At 64.4% G+C, this 14,904-nt stretch carries 20 protein-coding genes; 6 read left to right on the top strand and 14 right to left on the bottom strand.

Annotated features, from left to right (window positions below):
* The first annotated feature begins 34 nt into the window (after positions 1 to 34).
* The 6 genes from GPA21_RS03100 to GPA21_RS03075 are packed head-to-tail and all read left to right on the top strand — an operon-like array spanning position 35 to position 5,457.
* Positions 35 to 901 (top strand): lysophospholipid acyltransferase family protein, encoded by an 867-nt coding sequence (locus GPA21_RS03100; protein WP_281355901.1) that lies wholly within the window; start codon positions 35 to 37, stop codon positions 899 to 901.
* Positions 898 to 1,767: a lysophospholipid acyltransferase family protein gene (locus GPA21_RS03095; RefSeq protein ID WP_168986751.1), complete on the top strand. Its 870-nt coding sequence runs from the start codon at positions 898 to 900 to the stop codon at positions 1,765 to 1,767. Before GPA21_RS03100 ends, GPA21_RS03095 begins: the two co-directional genes overlap by 4 nt.
* A gap of 59 nt (positions 1,768 to 1,826) precedes the next feature.
* Positions 1,827 to 2,684 carry a diaminopimelate epimerase gene (gene dapF / locus GPA21_RS03090; protein WP_168986750.1) on the top strand — a complete coding sequence of 286 codons (858 nt, stop codon included), beginning with the start codon at positions 1,827 to 1,829 and terminating at the stop codon, positions 2,682 to 2,684.
* Positions 2,681 to 3,331, top strand: a complete 651-nt coding sequence (locus GPA21_RS03085; RefSeq protein ID WP_168986749.1) for a DUF484 family protein — start codon at positions 2,681 to 2,683, stop codon at positions 3,329 to 3,331. Before dapF ends, GPA21_RS03085 begins: the two co-directional genes overlap by 4 nt.
* A 7-nt stretch (positions 3,332 to 3,338) precedes the next feature.
* Entirely contained in the window at positions 3,339 to 4,244 is a 906-nt protein-coding gene (locus GPA21_RS03080) for a tyrosine recombinase XerC (protein WP_168986748.1), read from the top strand.
* Between the two features lie 22 nt (positions 4,245 to 4,266).
* Positions 4,267 to 5,457 (top strand): class I SAM-dependent rRNA methyltransferase, encoded by a 1,191-nt coding sequence (locus tag GPA21_RS03075; RefSeq protein ID WP_168986747.1) that lies wholly within the window; start codon positions 4,267 to 4,269, stop codon positions 5,455 to 5,457.
* Between the two features lie 11 nt (positions 5,458 to 5,468).
* On the opposite strand, the gene GPA21_RS03070 is transcribed toward GPA21_RS03075, so the two are convergent.
* The 14 genes from GPA21_RS03070 to GPA21_RS03005 form a co-directional block, all read right to left on the bottom strand.
* Complete coding sequence (locus tag GPA21_RS03070) at positions 5,469 to 5,816, bottom strand: hypothetical protein (protein ID WP_168986746.1); 348 nt, start codon at positions 5,814 to 5,816, stop codon at positions 5,469 to 5,471.
* Between the two features lie 9 nt (positions 5,817 to 5,825).
* A complete protein-coding gene (gene ruvB, locus GPA21_RS03065) occupies positions 5,826 to 6,878 on the bottom strand; it encodes a Holliday junction branch migration DNA helicase RuvB (RefSeq protein ID WP_168986745.1) in 1,053 nt (350 codons plus the stop codon).
* A 180-nt stretch (positions 6,879 to 7,058) separates the two neighbouring features.
* Positions 7,059 to 7,262 carry a hypothetical protein gene (locus GPA21_RS03060; protein WP_168986744.1) on the bottom strand — a complete coding sequence of 68 codons (204 nt, stop codon included), beginning with the start codon at positions 7,260 to 7,262 and terminating at the stop codon, positions 7,059 to 7,061.
* Complete coding sequence (locus GPA21_RS03055) at positions 7,262 to 7,543, bottom strand: plasmid mobilization protein (protein WP_168986743.1); 282 nt, start codon at positions 7,541 to 7,543, stop codon at positions 7,262 to 7,264. Before GPA21_RS03055 ends, GPA21_RS03060 begins: the two co-directional genes overlap by 1 nt.
* A 79-nt stretch (positions 7,544 to 7,622) precedes the next feature.
* Positions 7,623 to 8,219 carry a Holliday junction branch migration protein RuvA gene (gene ruvA / locus GPA21_RS03050; RefSeq protein ID WP_168986742.1) on the bottom strand — a complete coding sequence of 199 codons (597 nt, stop codon included), beginning with the start codon at positions 8,217 to 8,219 and terminating at the stop codon, positions 7,623 to 7,625.
* A 25-nt stretch (positions 8,220 to 8,244) separates the two neighbouring features.
* Positions 8,245 to 9,186: a prenyltransferase gene (locus GPA21_RS03045; RefSeq protein ID WP_168986741.1), complete on the bottom strand. Its 942-nt coding sequence runs from the start codon at positions 9,184 to 9,186 to the stop codon at positions 8,245 to 8,247.
* A gap of 29 nt (positions 9,187 to 9,215) precedes the next feature.
* Positions 9,216 to 10,670, bottom strand: a complete 1,455-nt coding sequence (gene rng / locus GPA21_RS03040; protein WP_168986740.1) for a ribonuclease G — start codon at positions 10,668 to 10,670, stop codon at positions 9,216 to 9,218.
* A gap of 131 nt (positions 10,671 to 10,801) precedes the next feature.
* Positions 10,802 to 11,419: a Maf family protein gene (locus GPA21_RS03035; RefSeq protein ID WP_168986739.1), complete on the bottom strand. Its 618-nt coding sequence runs from the start codon at positions 11,417 to 11,419 to the stop codon at positions 10,802 to 10,804.
* An 18-nt stretch (positions 11,420 to 11,437) separates the two neighbouring features.
* Positions 11,438 to 11,908: a 23S rRNA (pseudouridine(1915)-N(3))-methyltransferase RlmH gene (rlmH, locus tag GPA21_RS03030; RefSeq protein WP_168986738.1), complete on the bottom strand. Its 471-nt coding sequence runs from the start codon at positions 11,906 to 11,908 to the stop codon at positions 11,438 to 11,440.
* Between the two features lie 12 nt (positions 11,909 to 11,920).
* On the bottom strand, positions 11,921 to 12,286 hold the full coding sequence (gene rsfS, locus GPA21_RS03025) for a ribosome silencing factor (protein ID WP_168986737.1): 366 nt from the start codon (positions 12,284 to 12,286) through the stop codon (positions 11,921 to 11,923).
* 4 nt (positions 12,287 to 12,290) lie between these two features.
* A complete protein-coding gene (gene nadD / locus GPA21_RS03020; protein ID WP_168986736.1) occupies positions 12,291 to 12,965 on the bottom strand; it encodes a nicotinate-nucleotide adenylyltransferase in 675 nt (224 codons plus the stop codon).
* Entirely contained in the window at positions 12,946 to 13,719 is a 774-nt protein-coding gene (locus GPA21_RS03015) for a BPSS1780 family membrane protein (protein ID WP_211163399.1), read from the bottom strand. The genes nadD and GPA21_RS03015 overlap by 20 nt, the downstream gene beginning before the upstream one ends.
* 53 nt (positions 13,720 to 13,772) lie before the next feature.
* The gene (locus GPA21_RS03010) at positions 13,773 to 14,720 is read right to left on the bottom strand and encodes a homoserine kinase (protein WP_168986735.1); all 948 of its coding nucleotides are present in this window, start codon (positions 14,718 to 14,720) and stop codon (positions 13,773 to 13,775) included.
* 22 nt (positions 14,721 to 14,742) lie between these two features.
* On the bottom strand, positions 14,743 to 14,904 hold a 162-nt coding region (locus tag GPA21_RS03005; RefSeq protein WP_168986734.1), incomplete at its 5' end, for a DUF2782 domain-containing protein.

Raw genomic sequence — 14,904 nt, 5'->3', positions numbered from 1 at the left:
TCCAACAAACCCGTTGATTTCGCCCCCGGAAATCTTGAACCTAGCAAAATTGTTCCGTCTCCTGTCCCGCCTGCCACTGTCCATGCTGCACCTCATCGGCGGTTGGGTCGGTCGCGTGTTCTGGCTCTTGTCGGCCGCCTTTCGCGACGAGGTGCGTCGCAACCTCGGACGGGCTCTGGGTCACGAGCCGTCGCGGCAGCAGCTGTTGCGTGTCGCCGAGGAAACCGGCCGTCAGATGCTGGAGCTGCCCTGGGTCTGGCTGCGACCACAGGAAGAGGTCTTGTCGCGAATCGTGCAGGTCGAGGGCGGTGAGTTGCTCGCGCAGGCACGGCAGGACGGGGCGAGCGTGCTGCTGTTGACGCCGCATCTGGGTTGCTTCGAGATGTGTGCCCAGTATTGCTCGACCCATGGTCCGATCACCGTATTGTTCCGTCCGCCGCGCAAGGCGTCGCTCGCACCGATCATGGAGGCCGGGCGCGCCCGTGGCAATGTGCAGGTCGCACCCGCCGATGTTTCCGGGGTACGTCGACTGGTCAAGGCGCTGCGCAGCGGCGAGATGGTCGGCATGCTGCCGGATCAGGCGCCCAAGCAGGGCGAGGGCGTGTGGGCGCCGTTCTTCGGCAAGCCGGCGTGGACCATGACCCTCGCCGCGCGTCTGTCAGAGGTCAAGGGCGTGCGGGTGATCATGATCTGGGCCGAGCGCCTGCCGAGAGGCCGGGGTTATGCGCTGCACCTGAGCGAACCCGTCGCACCGATCGAAGGTGACCTGGAGGCGCGCTGTGTCGCGGTCAATCGCGAGATCGAGCAACTCATCATGCGGTGTCCCGAACAGTATCTGTGGGGGTACAAGCGTTACAAGCGTCCTTCCGGCGTGCCGGAACCGGGCGCCGAGGCCGAATGAGCCAGCTGCTGGTCGGTCTGCTGTGGCTGTTGCACTGGCTGCCCTTTGGTGCACTGGCGAGAGTCGGCAGCGGCCTCGGCGTGTTGCTTTACGTCTTTGCCGGCGCCCGGCGCCATGTCGCTTCGACCAACATCAGGCTGTGCTTCCCTGAGCTGGACGAGGCTGAGCGCACCCGGCTGGTGAAGGCGCACTTTCGCCTTTTGGGTCGAAGCTTCATCGATCGGGGCGTGCTCTGGTGGGGTTCCCGGGAGCGGCTTGAGCGCTTCATCCGGGTCGAAGGGTTGGAGCATGTCGAAGCGCTCCGTGCCGAAGGCAGGCCGGTCATTCTGCTGGCACCTCACTTCGTCGGGCTGGATGCCGGAGGAGTCGCGATCACGATGCGCTTCGACATCGTCAGTATCTACGCGCGCCAGAAAGACCCGGTCTTCGACCGCTGGATTCACCATGGCCGCAGCCGCTTCGGCGATCAGCTGCTGCTTGCGCGAGATGAGGGTGTGCGGCCCACCGTCAAGGCGCTCAAGGCGGGAAGACCGTTCTACTACCTGCCGGACATGAACTTCCGCACCCGCGATGCGATCTTCGCGCCCTTCTTTGGCGTGCAGGCGTGGACGATCACCGGCTTGCCGCGACTTGCGAAGGTGTCCGGCGCCGCAGTCGTGAACTGTGCGACCCGCATGCTGCCGCAAGGTGGGTACCTGCTCGAACTTGGCAAGGCCTGGACGGACTACCCCAGTGGCGACATCGAGGCCGACACGGCGCGAATGAACCGTGAGATCGAGACCATAGTCCGCACCATGCCTGACCAATACTATTGGGTGCACCGCCGCTTCAAGACGCGTCCGCCGGGCGAGCCTCGTCGCTACTGACTGGACGCGCTCGGGTGCCTGAGGGAGAATCGGCGGGTTAATCAAGGATTTCACCGATCATGCGCCTCCGTTTCACCAAGATGCACGGCCTGGGCAACGATTTCGTTGTGGTCGATGCCATCAGTCAGTCCGTCGATCTGACTCCGGCTGTGGTGCGTCGTATCGCTGACCGTCATTTTGGCGTCGGCTGCGACCAGTTGCTCGTGGTCGAGCCGCCGGATGTGCCGGGTGTGGATTTCCGCTACCGCATCTTCAATTCCGATGGCGGCGAGGTGGAGCAGTGCGGTAATGGCGCCCGCTGCTTTGTGCGATTCGTGCATGACAAAGGTCTGACCGACAAACGCGAGATCCGCGTCAATACCGCAGCCGGGGTGATTGCCCCGCGCCTGGAGGATGATGGCCTGGTCACCGTGGATATGGGCGTGCCGGTGCTCTCGTCGGCCCGGATTCCGTTCGTCTCAGACTCGGATGATGTGGTGCAGCCATTGGAACTGGCCAACGGCGATCGCATCGCGATTACCGCGGTATCCATGGGCAATCCGCATGCGGTGCAGGTCGTGGCCTCGGTGGCGTCCGCCGCGGTGGGCGAAACCGGACCACTGATCGAATGCCATGAACGTTTCCCGGCGCGGGTCAATGCCGGCTTCATGGAAGTCGTCGATGCGCACAGAATACGCCTGCGCGTGTTCGAACGTGGTGCGGGTGAGACACTCGCCTGTGGTACCGGCGCCTGTGCCGCTGTGGTGGCGGGTATGCTGCGCGGCCTGCTCAAGAGCCCGGTTACGGTCGAAACCCGTGGCGGGGAGCTGCAGATCGCGTGGGAGGGCGCCGGCACGCCGGTACGCATGACCGGTCCGGCCGAAACCGTATTCGAGGGCGAGTTCACGATCGCACCACAAGGAGTCCTTGAGAAATGAATGCAGAAGATGTCGCGCGTTATCTGCGGGAGCATCCCGATTTCCTCAGCGCCCACGGCGAGATCTTCGCCGAGATCACGGTACCGCACCCGCATGGCGGTCAGGCCATCACGCTGGCGGAACGGCAGTTGCATGCACTGCGGGACAAGATTCGTGCGCTGGAGATCAAGCTCGCCCAATTGATCAGTTTCGGCGAGGAGAATGACGAGATCGGCGAGAAAGTTCATCGCCTGTGTCTCGGTCTGCTCGAGGCCGATGGCTATGCAGATGTGCGGCATGCGCTGGTGGAAAGCCTGCGCGACGACTTCCGGGTGCCGCATGTGGCCTGGCGTATCTGGAACAGCGTATTGACGCGTGACGACGAAGACTTTGCCGAGGTCAGTGAAGCGGTACGCTTTTTCGCCGGCGACCTGCGTCAGCCTTATTGCGGTGCTCCGAGCAACCTCGAGGTGCTGCAGTGGATGGGCGAGACAGCCCCCCACATCCGCTCGGTGGCGATGGTGCCCTTGCGTCGCGAGGCCCAGGTTTTCGGTCTCCTCGTCCTTGCCAGCGAGGAGGAAGACCGCTTCTATCCGGAAATGGGCACGCTCTATCTGAACCGCATCGGCGACCTTGTCGCGTCGGCGCTGCGCCGCCAGTTGGGGTGAGTCGCCGATGCAGGACGTGGGGCCGAGCGCGCTGCCCGAGATTTGCGAGAACTGGCTGGCGTATCTGGGCAGCCAGCGCCGGCTCGCTCCGCTGACCCTCGAGAGTTATCGCCGAGACCTGCTGCGTCTGAGCGAGTTGGCCAATGGTCGCGCGCCTGCCGTTCTCGAGCGTCACGATATCCGACGTTTTGCCGCCCGTCTCCACGCAGGCGGCTTGAGTGGCCGATCGATCGCACGCGTCCTCTCCGCGTGGCGTGGTTTGTACCGCTGGCTGATCCGCCAGGGGCTCGCGCAAGCCAACCCGGTAGATGGGGTTCGTGCCCCGCGTGCGCCGAGAACATTGCCGCGTACCCTCACGCCGGAGCAGACCTGCGCGATGCTCGAAGCCGAGGCTGAAGACGGACTTGAGCTGCGCGACAAGGCGATGTTCGAGCTCATGTATTCTGCCGGCCTGCGCGTCTCCGAGCTTGCCTCGCTCGATGTCATCGGCAGCGTCGACCCGGCCGATGAAACGCTGACGGTCACGGGCAAGCGCGGCAAGACGCGCACCGTGCCGGTCGGCGCGCCCGCACTTGCGGCTTTGCGTGTGTGGCTCGATCAGCGTGACGCATGGGCTTGTGGGGACGAGGTCGCTCTGTTCGTCACACGAAACGGGCGGCGCATGAGCCGGGGCGCGATCGGCGCGCGGCTGACACGCTGGACGCTGCGCCATGGTGTCGGCCAGCATGTCCATCCGCACATGCTGCGTCACAGCTTCGCAAGCCATGTGCTTCAGTCCAGCGGAGATCTGCGGGCGGTGCAGGAGTTGCTGGGCCACGCGAGCATCCGCAGCACCCAGGTCTATACCCATCTCGACTTTCAGCATCTCGCCCGCGTCTATGACGCGGCCCACCCCAGGGCGCGCAAGCGCTGAGCTGCCTCAGAACACTCACTCTATGTCCAAACTGATTCTGAACGCCGGCAAGGAGCGCTCGCTGATGCGCCGGCATCCGTGGGTTTTCGCCGGCTCGGTTGACCGCCTGGAAGGGCGCGCGCGACCCGGCGACACGGTCGACATCCACAGTGCCGACGGCCGGTGGCTCGCGCGGGGAGCCTGGTCTCCCGCTTCGCAGATCCGTGCCCGGGTGGGGACTTTCGATGAGGCGCAGTCGGTCGATCACGCCTTCTTCAAACGAAAGGTGGCCGAGTGTGTGGCGCGGCGCTCACGGCACCCGCTGCTTGCCGGGCAGGCCGGTGTGCGCCTGATCCATGGCGAATCGGACGGTCTGCCGGGCCTCATTGCCGACCGCTTCGGCGAGGTCGTCGTGATCCAGCTCACCAGCGCGGGTGCCGACAAGTGGCGCGACGCCATCGTCGCTGCGCTGGTCAAGGCGACTGACTGCAAGGCGGTCTATGAGCGCTCGGACTCAGAAGTGCGCGGGCTCGAAGGTCTGGAGCCGGCAAGTGCTTGCGTCTATGGCGAGTTGCCGGACGGTGAGCTCACCATCGAGGAGAACGGCGTGGTACTCGGGGTGGACGTGGTGGCTGGCCACAAGACCGGCTTTTACCTCGATCAGCGCGACAACCGCAAACTCACCGGCCTGCTCGCGCGTGACCGACGGGTGCTCAACTGCTTCTGCTACACCGGCGGCTTCTCGCTACAGGCATTGGCAGGGGGCGCAGCGAGCGTGCTCTCGGTCGATTCCTCCGGGCCGGCGCTGACGTCGGCGCGCCGTAACCTGGAGCTCAATCCGGGCCTGGACGCGTCGCGCGCCGAGTGGATGCAGGCCGACGTATTCGAGGCCCTGCGCGCCTTCAAGGCCGAGGGCCGCCAGTTCGACCTCATCGTTCTTGACCCGCCCAAGTTCGCCCCGTCCGCAGCCCATGCCCAGCGTGCGGCCCGCGCCTACAAGGACATCAACCTGTTTGGTTTCCGCTTGCTGGCGCCCGGCGGCATTCTGATGACCTACTCGTGTTCCGGCGGCATTGGCCAGGAGTTATTCCAGAAGATCGTTGCCGGTGCGGCGTCGGACGCAGGTGTGGACGCGCGCATCATCCATCGCCTGTCGGCCGCGGCTGATCACCCGATTGGGCTCGCAGTTCCGGAGGGCGAATACCTCAAGGGGCTGGCCCTCGAACTGAACTAAATCGGGGTGTGTCAGCGCGGCGTTTCGAGGTGTTGGCGCGACTCCGGGTTGGGGCCGTAATCGCTCATCTGGAAGGCAATGGCGATGAGCCCGAGCGCGAGCATGGTCAGCACAAAGAAACGGATTTGCCAGCCGCGTGGCGCGGCTCGGCCGGTTCCGCGTGAAGCCTGGCGTGCCGCCATCACCCCGAGGCCGGCAATCAGCAGCAGGGCAACGCCGAGCAGCCGCGAGGCGGTCCCGCTGAGATAAGCCGCATGAGACGGGTCGCGCCGGTCAGGCCAGTAGAAGTCCGGGCCCTGCAGCAGATACAACCCGCCAATCAGACACAGCACGATGACGAAGGCGAGAAAGGTACGCACCGTGGGGTATCAGCCGCCGGGGAACAGGTCGTTGTCGCTTCCGGGCCGGGCGAGGCCGAAGTGCTGCCAGATCGATGCGGTGGCCATCCGGCCGCGCGGGGTGCGCTGTAGATAGCCCTGCTGGATTAGATACGGCTCGAGCACGTCCTCGATAGTGTCGGACGCCTCGCCGATGGCCGCAGCGAGGTTGTCGAGACCCACCGGTCCGCCGCCAAACTTCTCGAGCATCGCGCCCAGCAGCTTGCGGTCCATGACGTCCAGGCCGAGCTTGTCGACATCGAGCATCGACAGCGCCGCATCGGCGACGTCGGCGGTGATCCTGCCGCCGGCCTTGACCTCGGCGTAGTCCCGCACCCGGCGCAACAAACGGTTGGCGATGCGCGGTGTGCCGCGGGCGCGGCGTGCGATCTCGAAGGCACCGGCGTCGTCTATCTCGACGTCGAGCAGGCGAGAGGAGCGCGAGACGATAAAGGCGAGCTCGTCCGGGCTGTAGAACTCAAGCCGCGACACGATACCGAAACGATCGCGCAGCGGGTTGGTCAGCATGCCCGCCCGGGTCGTCGCGCCGACCAGAGTGAAGGGGGGAAGGTCGAGTTTCACCGATCGAGCCGCAGGACCCTCGCCGATCATGATGTCGATCTGGAAGTCTTCCAGCGCGGGGTAAAGGATCTCCTCGACCACCGGTGAAAGACGGTGGATTTCGTCGATGAAGAGCACGTCGTGCGGCTCGAGGTTGGTCAGCAATGCCGCCAGGTCGCCAGCGCGCTCCAGCACCGGGCCGGAAGTCTGGCGCATATTGACGCCCATCTCGGCAGCGATGATATGGGCGAGCGTTGTCTTGCCGAGGCCCGGGGGGCCGAACAGCAAGACGTGGTCCAGCGCCTCTTTGCGCTTGCGCGCCGCCTCGATGAAGATCTCCAATTGCTCCCGCGCCTTGGCTTGGCCAACATACTCCGCGAGGCGCTTGGGGCGCAGCGCACGCTCGACCGCGTCCTCCTGACGGTCGGTGGTCTGCGGGGAGATCAGGCGCGGTGCCTGGAGCTTGTCGGTTTCGATAGCCATTGCGTAATTTTCGCCCAATATGTCTGCGAGAGGCGGATGTGTGGCGTTCGTGATCTTTTTTCGCGGCTCACGCCGCTCCCACAGGCAGTGGTTCCCGCCGCACGCGGTGTGCGTCCGTCACGTGTGGGAGCGGCGTAAGCCGCGAAAGGGGAGAGTACCACCTCGGATGAGCCGAAAGCTTCAGTCTGTCCGCGTGATGCGCCGTTGGACTTTGCCGCCCTGCGAAAGCGCGATTTCGAGCGCGGTTTCGAGCCGGATCACGCGCTCGTTGAGTTGCTCGATCTTGCGTTGCTGGTTGACCATGGTGTCCGCCATGCGCTCGATCTTGTCGTTCATGCGGATCACCGTGGTGATTGCATCCCACATCTTCTCGGTGACGCCCATCAGCTCGATCTCGCTTCGCGTTCCTGCGCCTCGATGCGGGCCTCGGACTCGGCGACGAAAGCCAGGGCCTTGTCGATGGCCTTGCTGGCGCTCGCGGTGGTGGCAGTCATCTGGTCGATCATGCCAAGCAGCAGTCTTTCGTCTTCGGAAGGGCTGAAAGACGCGGCGGCACGGCGCAGGTATTCACCCATGGACAGATTGGCCTCACGCGCCATCATCGCGATGCGCGCTTTCTCCTGGGGTGTGACCAATACCGGGATGCGTTCAGTTGCGGTAGCCATAATCGTAATCCTGTGCATGTGCTGTGCATGTTCAGTCTAGCGCAGAAATGGATTCCGTCAAGCAAACGTCAGACTGTCTTCAAACCTTCGACAGTTGTCGCAAGGCGAGGCGAATCCCTTCGGATACCGCGACATCCTCCGGCAAGGTCTTCATCGCACCGAGGGCTTCGCGTTCGTTGTAGCCGAGTGCGAGCAGGGCGTTGAGAATGTCGCTGCGGGCGTCGCTGGCGCTGCCGCCGGCGATGGCGACCGCCGCTGGCAGGTTGGGCAGGGCCTTGCCGAGCTTGTCGCGCAGCTCCAGCAGCAGGCGCTCGGCGGTTTTCTTGCCGATGCCGGGAATTTTCACCAGGCGCCCGGCTTCCTGCAGGGTGACCGCGCTGGCGAGATCGGCCACCGACAGGCCGGAGAGCACCGCCAGCGCGGTGCGCGCGCCTATGCCGGACACCTTGAGCAACTGGCGGAAGGCGCCGCGTTCGTCCTCGGTGGCAAAGCCGTAGAGAAAGTGGCCGTCCTCGCGCACCGCAAAGTGCGTGTAGAGCCTGACCTGCTGCCCGGTGGCAGGCAGGCCGTAGAAGGTGCTCATCGGTACGTCGATCTCATAGCCCAAGCCGTTGGCTTCGACGATGATTTGAGGCGGATTTTTTTCCAGCAGGGTGCCAGTGATGCGACCGATCATCGTGGTGGTTCCGTTTAGCGGCGCGTCAGGCGCGCCAGTTGAATGCCATGGTGGCGGCCAGCAACAGGCCATGCAAGAGCGCAGCGCCGATTGTGAGCTTGATCGCGCGGGCGAGCTCGGTGGGTTTGCTGGCATGGTCTCTCAGTTCACGCGCTGCGGTGAGCGACATGATCAGTGTCAGTAGCGCCAGCCCGCTGACCTGGGGCAAGGCGTTGCGCTCAATCTGAACCACGAGCCAGCCATGGGCGACGAGTGCGATCACGAAATAGCCCCATTTCGCGCTCTCTGGCCCCAGGCTGACGACCAGCGTGCGTTTGCCGGCAGCGGCGTCGCCTTCGTGGTCCGGGAACTGGTTGATGAACAGCACGTTTGCGACCAGCAGCGCATACGACAGTCCGGCTGCGACTGGCGTCCACGCGAATTCACCACGCTGAACATGGTCTGCCGCGATGACCACCAGGAGCCAGCACGCGACAATGACTGCCTCGCCGAGACCGCGCGACACCAGCTTGAAGGGTGGTGCGGAATAAGCCCACGCCAGCAGCACGCCGCCGAGGCCGATCAACAGCACACCGGGTTGCGACGCCGCGAGCCAGAGCCCGAAGGGAAACGCCAGGACGAGGAGGCCGAGCGCGAACAAACCCATGTGACTAGCGGGGATCACGCCGTTCTGGATGAAGCGGCTACCACCCGTGAACGGAAACAGCCGACCGGTGTTGGCCGCGTCGGCGCCGTTGGCGTGATCGAAGTAGTCGTTGATCACGTTTCCTGCGGCGTGAACCAGCAGCGCGACCAGGATCATGAGCAGCGCGTGCAACAGGTTCAGCGCCGCGCCGCCTGCATGGGCACTTGCGATGCCGACCAGGCAGGCGACCAGCGTAACCGACAGAAAAGCGGGGCGGGTTGCCGCTGCGTAGCGGGCGATTGGGTTCGGGTAGCGCTCCCGGCTGGGTTCGAGCGGTGGCATGCTCGCGTGACCTTGCGTTCGATGTTGATTCAGAGCAGCACGATGTCGAACTGTTCCTGAGTGTAGCTTGCCTCCGGGTGGAGCGAGATCTTCTTGTCGATGAAGTCGGAGAGCATTGCCAGCGCCTGCGACTCCTCGTCGAGAAAGAGGTCGACGACGTCGGGCGAAGCCAGCACGCGAAACTCGCGGGCGTTGAACTGGCGCGCCTCGCGCAGGAGCTCGCGCAATATCTCGTAGCACACGGTGCGTGAGGTCTTGACTTCGCCGCGCCCCTCGCAGGTCGGGCAGGGCTCGCACAGCAGGTGGGCGAGCGATTCACGGGTGCGCTTGCGGGTCATCTCGACCAGTCCGAGCGCGGTAAAGCCGTTCACGCTCATCCGCGTGTGGTCGCGCGACAAGGCCTTGCGGAACTCGGTCAGCACCATCTCGCGGTGCTCGGTGTTTTCCATGTCGATGAAGTCGACGATGATGATGCCGCCAAGATTGCGCAAACGCAGCTGGCGGGCGATGGCCTGGGTGGCCTCGAGGTTGGTCTTGAAGATGGTGTCGTCGAAGTTGCGAGCGCCGACGAAGCCGCCGGTATTGACGTCGATGGTGGTCATCGCCTCGGTCTGGTCGATGATGAGATAACCGCCCGACTTCAGATCCACCCGGCGAGCGAGCGCGCGCTGGATCTCCTCCTCGATGTTGTGCATGTCGAAGAGCGGACGCTCGCCGGCGTAGTGCGAGATGAGCGGCAGCACCTTGGGGCTGTATTCGGCCGAGAACGCGGTGAGCTTCTGGAAGTTCTCGCGTGAGTCGACCAGGATTCGGCTCGTGTCGTCGGTCACCAGGTCGCGCAGCACGCGCTGACCCAGATCCAGGTCTTCGTGCAGCAGGCTTGGTGGCGTGCGGCCTGTGGCGCGCTGCTGAATCTCGCGCCAAAGCTTGCGCAGATAGGCGATGTCGGACGCGAGTTCGTCATCCGAAGCGGTCTCCGCCATGGTGCGCACGATGAAACCGCCGTTCTCGTCTTCCGGCACGAGATGGCCGAGGCGTTCGCGCAGAGACTCCCGCTCGGCCTCGTCTTCGATGCGCTGGGAAATGCCAATGTGTTTTTCCTGTGGCAGATAGACCAGCAGTCGTCCGGCGATGCTGATCTGCGTAGACAAGCGCGCGCCCTTTGTGCCGAGAGGGTCTTTGAGCACCTGCACGGTGAGGTTCTGGCCTTCGCTCAGAATGCGCTCGATCGGGCGCCCGGCTTCACCGTTGCCGCGTTCGGTCCAGATGTCGGCGACATGCAGAAAGGCGGTGCGGTCCAGGCCGATGTCGATGAAAGCCGACTGCATGCCGGGCAGTACACGGACCACACGGCCGAGATAGATGTTGCCGACGATACCGCGGTTGGCCGTGCGTTCGACGTGCAATTCCTGCACGACGCCTTGCTCGACCAGTGCAACCCGGGTTTCCTGCGGGGTGCAGTTGATCAGAAAGTCGATGCTCATGTTGTTGGCGGGGCCTGGAGAACGCCCCTCTTCAATGGAAAATGCGCAATGGCAGTCCGGTGGTCAGCCATTGCGCATGCTCCATCGCGTGCCTGCCGCCCCGTGCCCGGAGCGGCAGGCACGTGGTGTGCCTACTTCAGCACAGGATAGCCGAAGGTATCCAGTAGCTGTGCGGTTTCGAACAGCGGCAGACCCATGATACCGCTGTAGCTGCCGTGGATGTCCTCGATGAACACCGCGGCCCGCCCCTGGATGCCGTAGGCACCGGCCTTGTCCATCGGCTCGCCGGTGGCGACGTAGCTGCGGATCTCGCCGGTCTCCAGCTTCCGAAAGCGCACCTGGCTGATGCTGAGAGCGCTGCGGGTACGTTCGCCATCGCTCATTGCAATGGCAGTGAGCACACGGTGCTCGCGACCGGAAAGGCGCTCCAGGATAGCCTGTGCGTCAGCGGCCGATTCGGGCTTGCCGATGATCTGGCCGTTCAGCTCCAGCGTGGTGTCGGCCGCCAGCACCGGGAGGTTAGGGAGGTGGCGCCATCTCAGGCGACGGAATCCGGCCTCGGCCTTGGACAGGGCGATGCGCTCGACGTAGCGTTCCACCGATTCATCCGGGAAGGGCGTTTCGTCCACATCCGCGTCCTCTCCGCGCTCACCGCCGCGAAACACGAGCAACTCGAAGCGGACGCCGATCTGACGCAGCAGCTCACGGCGCCGCGGGCTTCGCGAGGCAAGATAGATCCGGTTGACCATTTAGGATTCCTTGGAAGACTACTCGCGATGATAAGGGTGATTGCGCGTGACCGTCCATGCACGATAAATCGCTTCCGCGAGCAGCGGGCGCACCATTGCGTGAGGCAGCGTGAGGCTGGACAGGCGGATCTTCTCGTCCGCATCGCGCTTGAGGTCGTCTGCCAGGCCGTCGGGGCCGCCGATGATCAGGGCCACGTCCAGGCTGTCCTGCTGCCAACCGGTCAGGCGTCGTGCCAGTTCGGCCGTGGTGAGATCCTTGCCGTGCTCGTCCAGAACGACCCGGCGACATCGGTCGGGCAGCGCTGCGCGGACACGCGAGGCTTCCAGTGTTTTCATCGCGTCAACCGGTTTGCCGCCGCTGCGCGGCTCGGCCTTGACCTCCACGAGTTGCAGAGGCAGCTCGCGTGGCATCCGCTTGGCGTACTCGTCGAAGCCGTCGGTCACCCAACCGGGCATACGGGTGCCGACCGCCACCACGAGCAGTTTCATCGGCGCGCCCGGTCAGCGGCCAGTGGTGCCGGTGCGCGCGCCGCTACGAGACGCTGGCGTGTTCGTCCAGAGCTCTTCCAGGCGGTAGTGAGCCCGAACTGCCGGTTGCATGACGTGAACGACGATGTCGCCGAGATCGACGAGGACCCATTCACCGGTTTCCTCGCCTTCGACGCTCAGCACTTCGCCGCCGGCCTCCTTGACCTTCTCCGCGACGTTGCGTGCAAGCGCGCGGGTCTGGCGATTGGAGTCGGCGCTGGCGAGCACGACGCGGTCGAACAGTGGTGTGAGCTTGGAGGTGTTGATCACCTCGATTTCTTCGCCCTTGATGTCTTCCAGTGCGGAGACGACGATTTTCTCTAGTTTGCGAATGTCCATTGGGTCAGCGGTAAAGCCCCTTCGAGCCAATATAGTCGAGAACGGAATCCGGCAACAGGTAGCGTGCGCTGTGGCCGGAGCGGATGAGATCGCGGATGAGCGATGCGGAAATGGCGAGCGGCGTCATGTCGAACGGCACGACCTTGCCGGCCGCGCTGTCGGGGAGACAGCGCGGGTCGCGTTGGATTCGACCTTCGCAGGCGGCGGCCAGTGTTTCGTCGAGCACCTCGGGCCAGCGCCTGCCGTGAGGCGCTGTGCCGGGGCGATTGGCGACTGCAATGTGCGCCAGTTCGAACAATTCGGTCCAACGATGCCAGCGGTGCAAGCCGTTGAAGGCATCGGCACCAAGAATGAGTACCAGCGGCCGACGCCCGTGCTTTGCGCGCAATCGCTCGAGCGTCACCACAGTGTAGCTCTTGCCCCCCGCAAGTACCTCACCGTCGTCCACCGACAGCGCCGGGTTGCCGGAGACGGCGTGACGGACGAGGGCGAGCCGGTGTTCTGCCGACGAGAGCGGCGTACTCCTGTGTGGCGGGTCGCCAGCGGGAATCAGCGCGATTTCGGAAAGGCCGAGCGCCTCCCGTGCCTCCTCGGCGAGCCGAAGATGGCCGAAGTGCACCGGATCGAAGGTGCCGCCAAGCAGGCCGAGCGGAGCGAGCTCAGTCGCCAATGCGCTCATCAACTGCGGTCGGGCCGAAGACGTCTCGGGCGTTGATGTAGAAACTGGCAAAAACCACCGGCACCAGGAACAGTGGCAGCACCAGCACCAGTAGCGTCGACAGCGGCGGCACGATGGTGCCGACAAAGGCAATGAGGAGGCTGGGCAGCACACCGATCATGATCAGCATGGTCACTGCGTAGGCGACGAACGGCCGCCAGTTGCGCAGGCAGGCATAAAAGCTGAAGAACATGGCCTTGGCGGCCGGTTGCTGCCACCAGCCGGCAAGCACCGGCGCGAACCAGTAAGCCATGATCACCGGGGTGGACAACGTCAGTGCGGTGAGCAACGAGAAGGTGAGATTCGGCGGTGGTGTGCCTTCTTCGGCCATGGTGGCGCTGCGCAGCACACTCATCAGTGCGCCGCCGTCAACCAGCGAGGTGATCAGGATCACGAGCAGGCTGGCGATCAGGTAGATGCCGCCGATGGCCACGAGCGAACCGAGGTTGGTCTTGAAGCCCGAGAAGAGGAGATCCGGTCCGCCTTTGCGCCCCTCGTCGATGGTGCGGCAGGTATTGAGCACGCCGAGTGACAACACCGGCATGATCAGCGACGCTGCCGCCTGGCCGATGAGTGGCACCGAACTGAGGATGAGGAGTATCAGCAGATAGCCGAAGGAGGCGAAGGTCAGCAGTGCCGGGTTGCGGCGCCACAGACCTACGCCTTCCCGCAGCCATTCCAGGCCGCGCTGCATGGGGAATTGTCGTGCTTGCATCGAATGAGTGTGTCGAATGGGTTCGGAGTTGGAGTAGGGCGGAGGCGAAGTGTTCAACTGCCTGGTGGCATCGGGCAGCCGTGCGCGATGCGAAGACGAAGAATGTCCTGGTATTCGTCCGGATTCTTGACCAGCACCATTTCGCCTGGCTTGGGCAAGTGAAAGTCTTCCGCGCGTGACAGCCAGAAGCGAAGCGCGGCGGCTCGCAGCATTGGCTGCCAGGCGTCGAGCTCTGCGCGGGTGAAGGGGCGCTCGGCATGATAGGCGGCGAGCAGAGCCTGGCTGCGATCGGGGTCGAAGCTGCCGTCGGGTTCAGTGCACCAGTCGTTTGCAGTCACCGCGACATCGAACAGCAGCGCGTCATTTCCGGCAAAGTAGAAGTCGATGACGCCGCCGATGTAGTCGCCATCCCAGAGCACGTTGTCGCGAAAGAGATCGGCGTGAATCGCGCCGCGGGGCAGGGCGTCGTAGCGCTGTTGGGCCTGAAAGGCGAGTTCCGCGTCGAGCAGTTCGCGCCCGGAGGCGTCGAGGTGGGGACGTACGCGGGCGGCGGTGCGGGTTCTCCAGTGTGCGCCGCGTGGATTCTCCTGGCGGCGCCCGTACGACTGGCCCGCGAGGTGAAGCCCGGCAAGCATCGCACCGACCTTGGCGCAATGCTGTGCGGTCGGCTCCATCACCGAGCGCCCGGAAAGCCGCGCGACCAGTGCCGCGGGTTTGTCGCTCAGCGTGCCCAGATACTCGTTGTTGCGATCGGCGACCGGTGCCGGCACCGGCAGGCCGTGATGCGCGAGATGGGCCATAAGGTAAAGGTAATAGGGTAGCTCGGCGCGCGGGATCGACTCGAACAGCGTCAGCACATAACGCCCGAGGGTGGTCGTGACGAAGAAGTTGGTGTTCTGGACACCGGCACTGATGCCCTGGTGTTCCACCAGCCGGCCAATGGCATAGCCACCGAGCCAGTCGGACAGGGACTCGGCAGTGACAGGGGTGAAAACCGACATCAGCTAAGCTGCACGCGGGGGCTTACCAGGAGCGGATAACCCACATTGGCACCGACAGCGATGGCGTAGCCTGTTGCCAACGCACCATTACGCCATCGCCCTTTTCGTCGACGAGGTAGTAGGGTACGCCATGCGGCGGGGTCACCTTGACCATGTAGAGGCGACCGTTGATGCGGTACTCCTC

The sequence above is a fragment of the Azoarcus taiwanensis genome (assembly GCF_012910885.1).
Taxonomy (GTDB): domain Bacteria; phylum Pseudomonadota; class Gammaproteobacteria; order Burkholderiales; family Rhodocyclaceae; genus Azoarcus_F; species Azoarcus_F taiwanensis.
This window is presented reverse-complemented; position numbering and strand designations above follow the sequence as displayed.

Excerpts from the sequence above, each read along its gene's own strand:
- GPA21_RS03095 (WP_168986751.1), top strand. The coding sequence starts at position 898 with ATGAGCCAGCTGCTGGTCGGTCTGCTGTGGCTGTTGCACTGGCTGCCC.
- dapF (WP_168986750.1), top strand. The coding sequence starts at position 1,827 with ATGCGCCTCCGTTTCACCAAGATGCACGGCCTGGGCAACGATTTCGTT.
- GPA21_RS03085 (WP_168986749.1), top strand. The coding sequence starts at position 2,681 with ATGAATGCAGAAGATGTCGCGCGTTATCTGCGGGAGCATCCCGATTTC.
- GPA21_RS03080 (WP_168986748.1), top strand. The coding sequence starts at position 3,339 with ATGCAGGACGTGGGGCCGAGCGCGCTGCCCGAGATTTGCGAGAACTGG.
- GPA21_RS03075 (WP_168986747.1), top strand. The coding sequence starts at position 4,267 with ATGTCCAAACTGATTCTGAACGCCGGCAAGGAGCGCTCGCTGATGCGC.
- ruvB (WP_168986745.1), bottom strand. The coding sequence starts at position 6,878 with ATGGCTATCGAAACCGACAAGCTCCAGGCACCGCGCCTGATCTCCCCG.
- GPA21_RS03060 (WP_168986744.1), bottom strand. The coding sequence starts at position 7,262 with ATGGGCGTCACCGAGAAGATGTGGGATGCAATCACCACGGTGATCCGC.
- GPA21_RS03055 (WP_168986743.1), bottom strand. The coding sequence starts at position 7,543 with ATGGCTACCGCAACTGAACGCATCCCGGTATTGGTCACACCCCAGGAG.
- ruvA (WP_168986742.1), bottom strand. The coding sequence starts at position 8,219 with ATGATCGGTCGCATCACTGGCACCCTGCTGGAAAAAAATCCGCCTCAA.
- GPA21_RS03045 (WP_168986741.1), bottom strand. The coding sequence starts at position 9,186 with ATGCCACCGCTCGAACCCAGCCGGGAGCGCTACCCGAACCCAATCGCC.
- rng (WP_168986740.1), bottom strand. The coding sequence starts at position 10,670 with ATGAGCATCGACTTTCTGATCAACTGCACCCCGCAGGAAACCCGGGTT.
- GPA21_RS03035 (WP_168986739.1), bottom strand. The coding sequence starts at position 11,419 with ATGGTCAACCGGATCTATCTTGCCTCGCGAAGCCCGCGGCGCCGTGAG.
- rlmH (WP_168986738.1), bottom strand. The coding sequence starts at position 11,908 with ATGAAACTGCTCGTGGTGGCGGTCGGCACCCGTATGCCCGGTTGGGTG.
- rsfS (WP_168986737.1), bottom strand. The coding sequence starts at position 12,286 with ATGGACATTCGCAAACTAGAGAAAATCGTCGTCTCCGCACTGGAAGAC.
- nadD (WP_168986736.1), bottom strand. The coding sequence starts at position 12,965 with ATGAGCGCATTGGCGACTGAGCTCGCTCCGCTCGGCCTGCTTGGCGGC.
- GPA21_RS03015 (WP_211163399.1), bottom strand. The coding sequence starts at position 13,719 with ATGCAAGCACGACAATTCCCCATGCAGCGCGGCCTGGAATGGCTGCGG.
- GPA21_RS03010 (WP_168986735.1), bottom strand. The coding sequence starts at position 14,720 with ATGTCGGTTTTCACCCCTGTCACTGCCGAGTCCCTGTCCGACTGGCTC.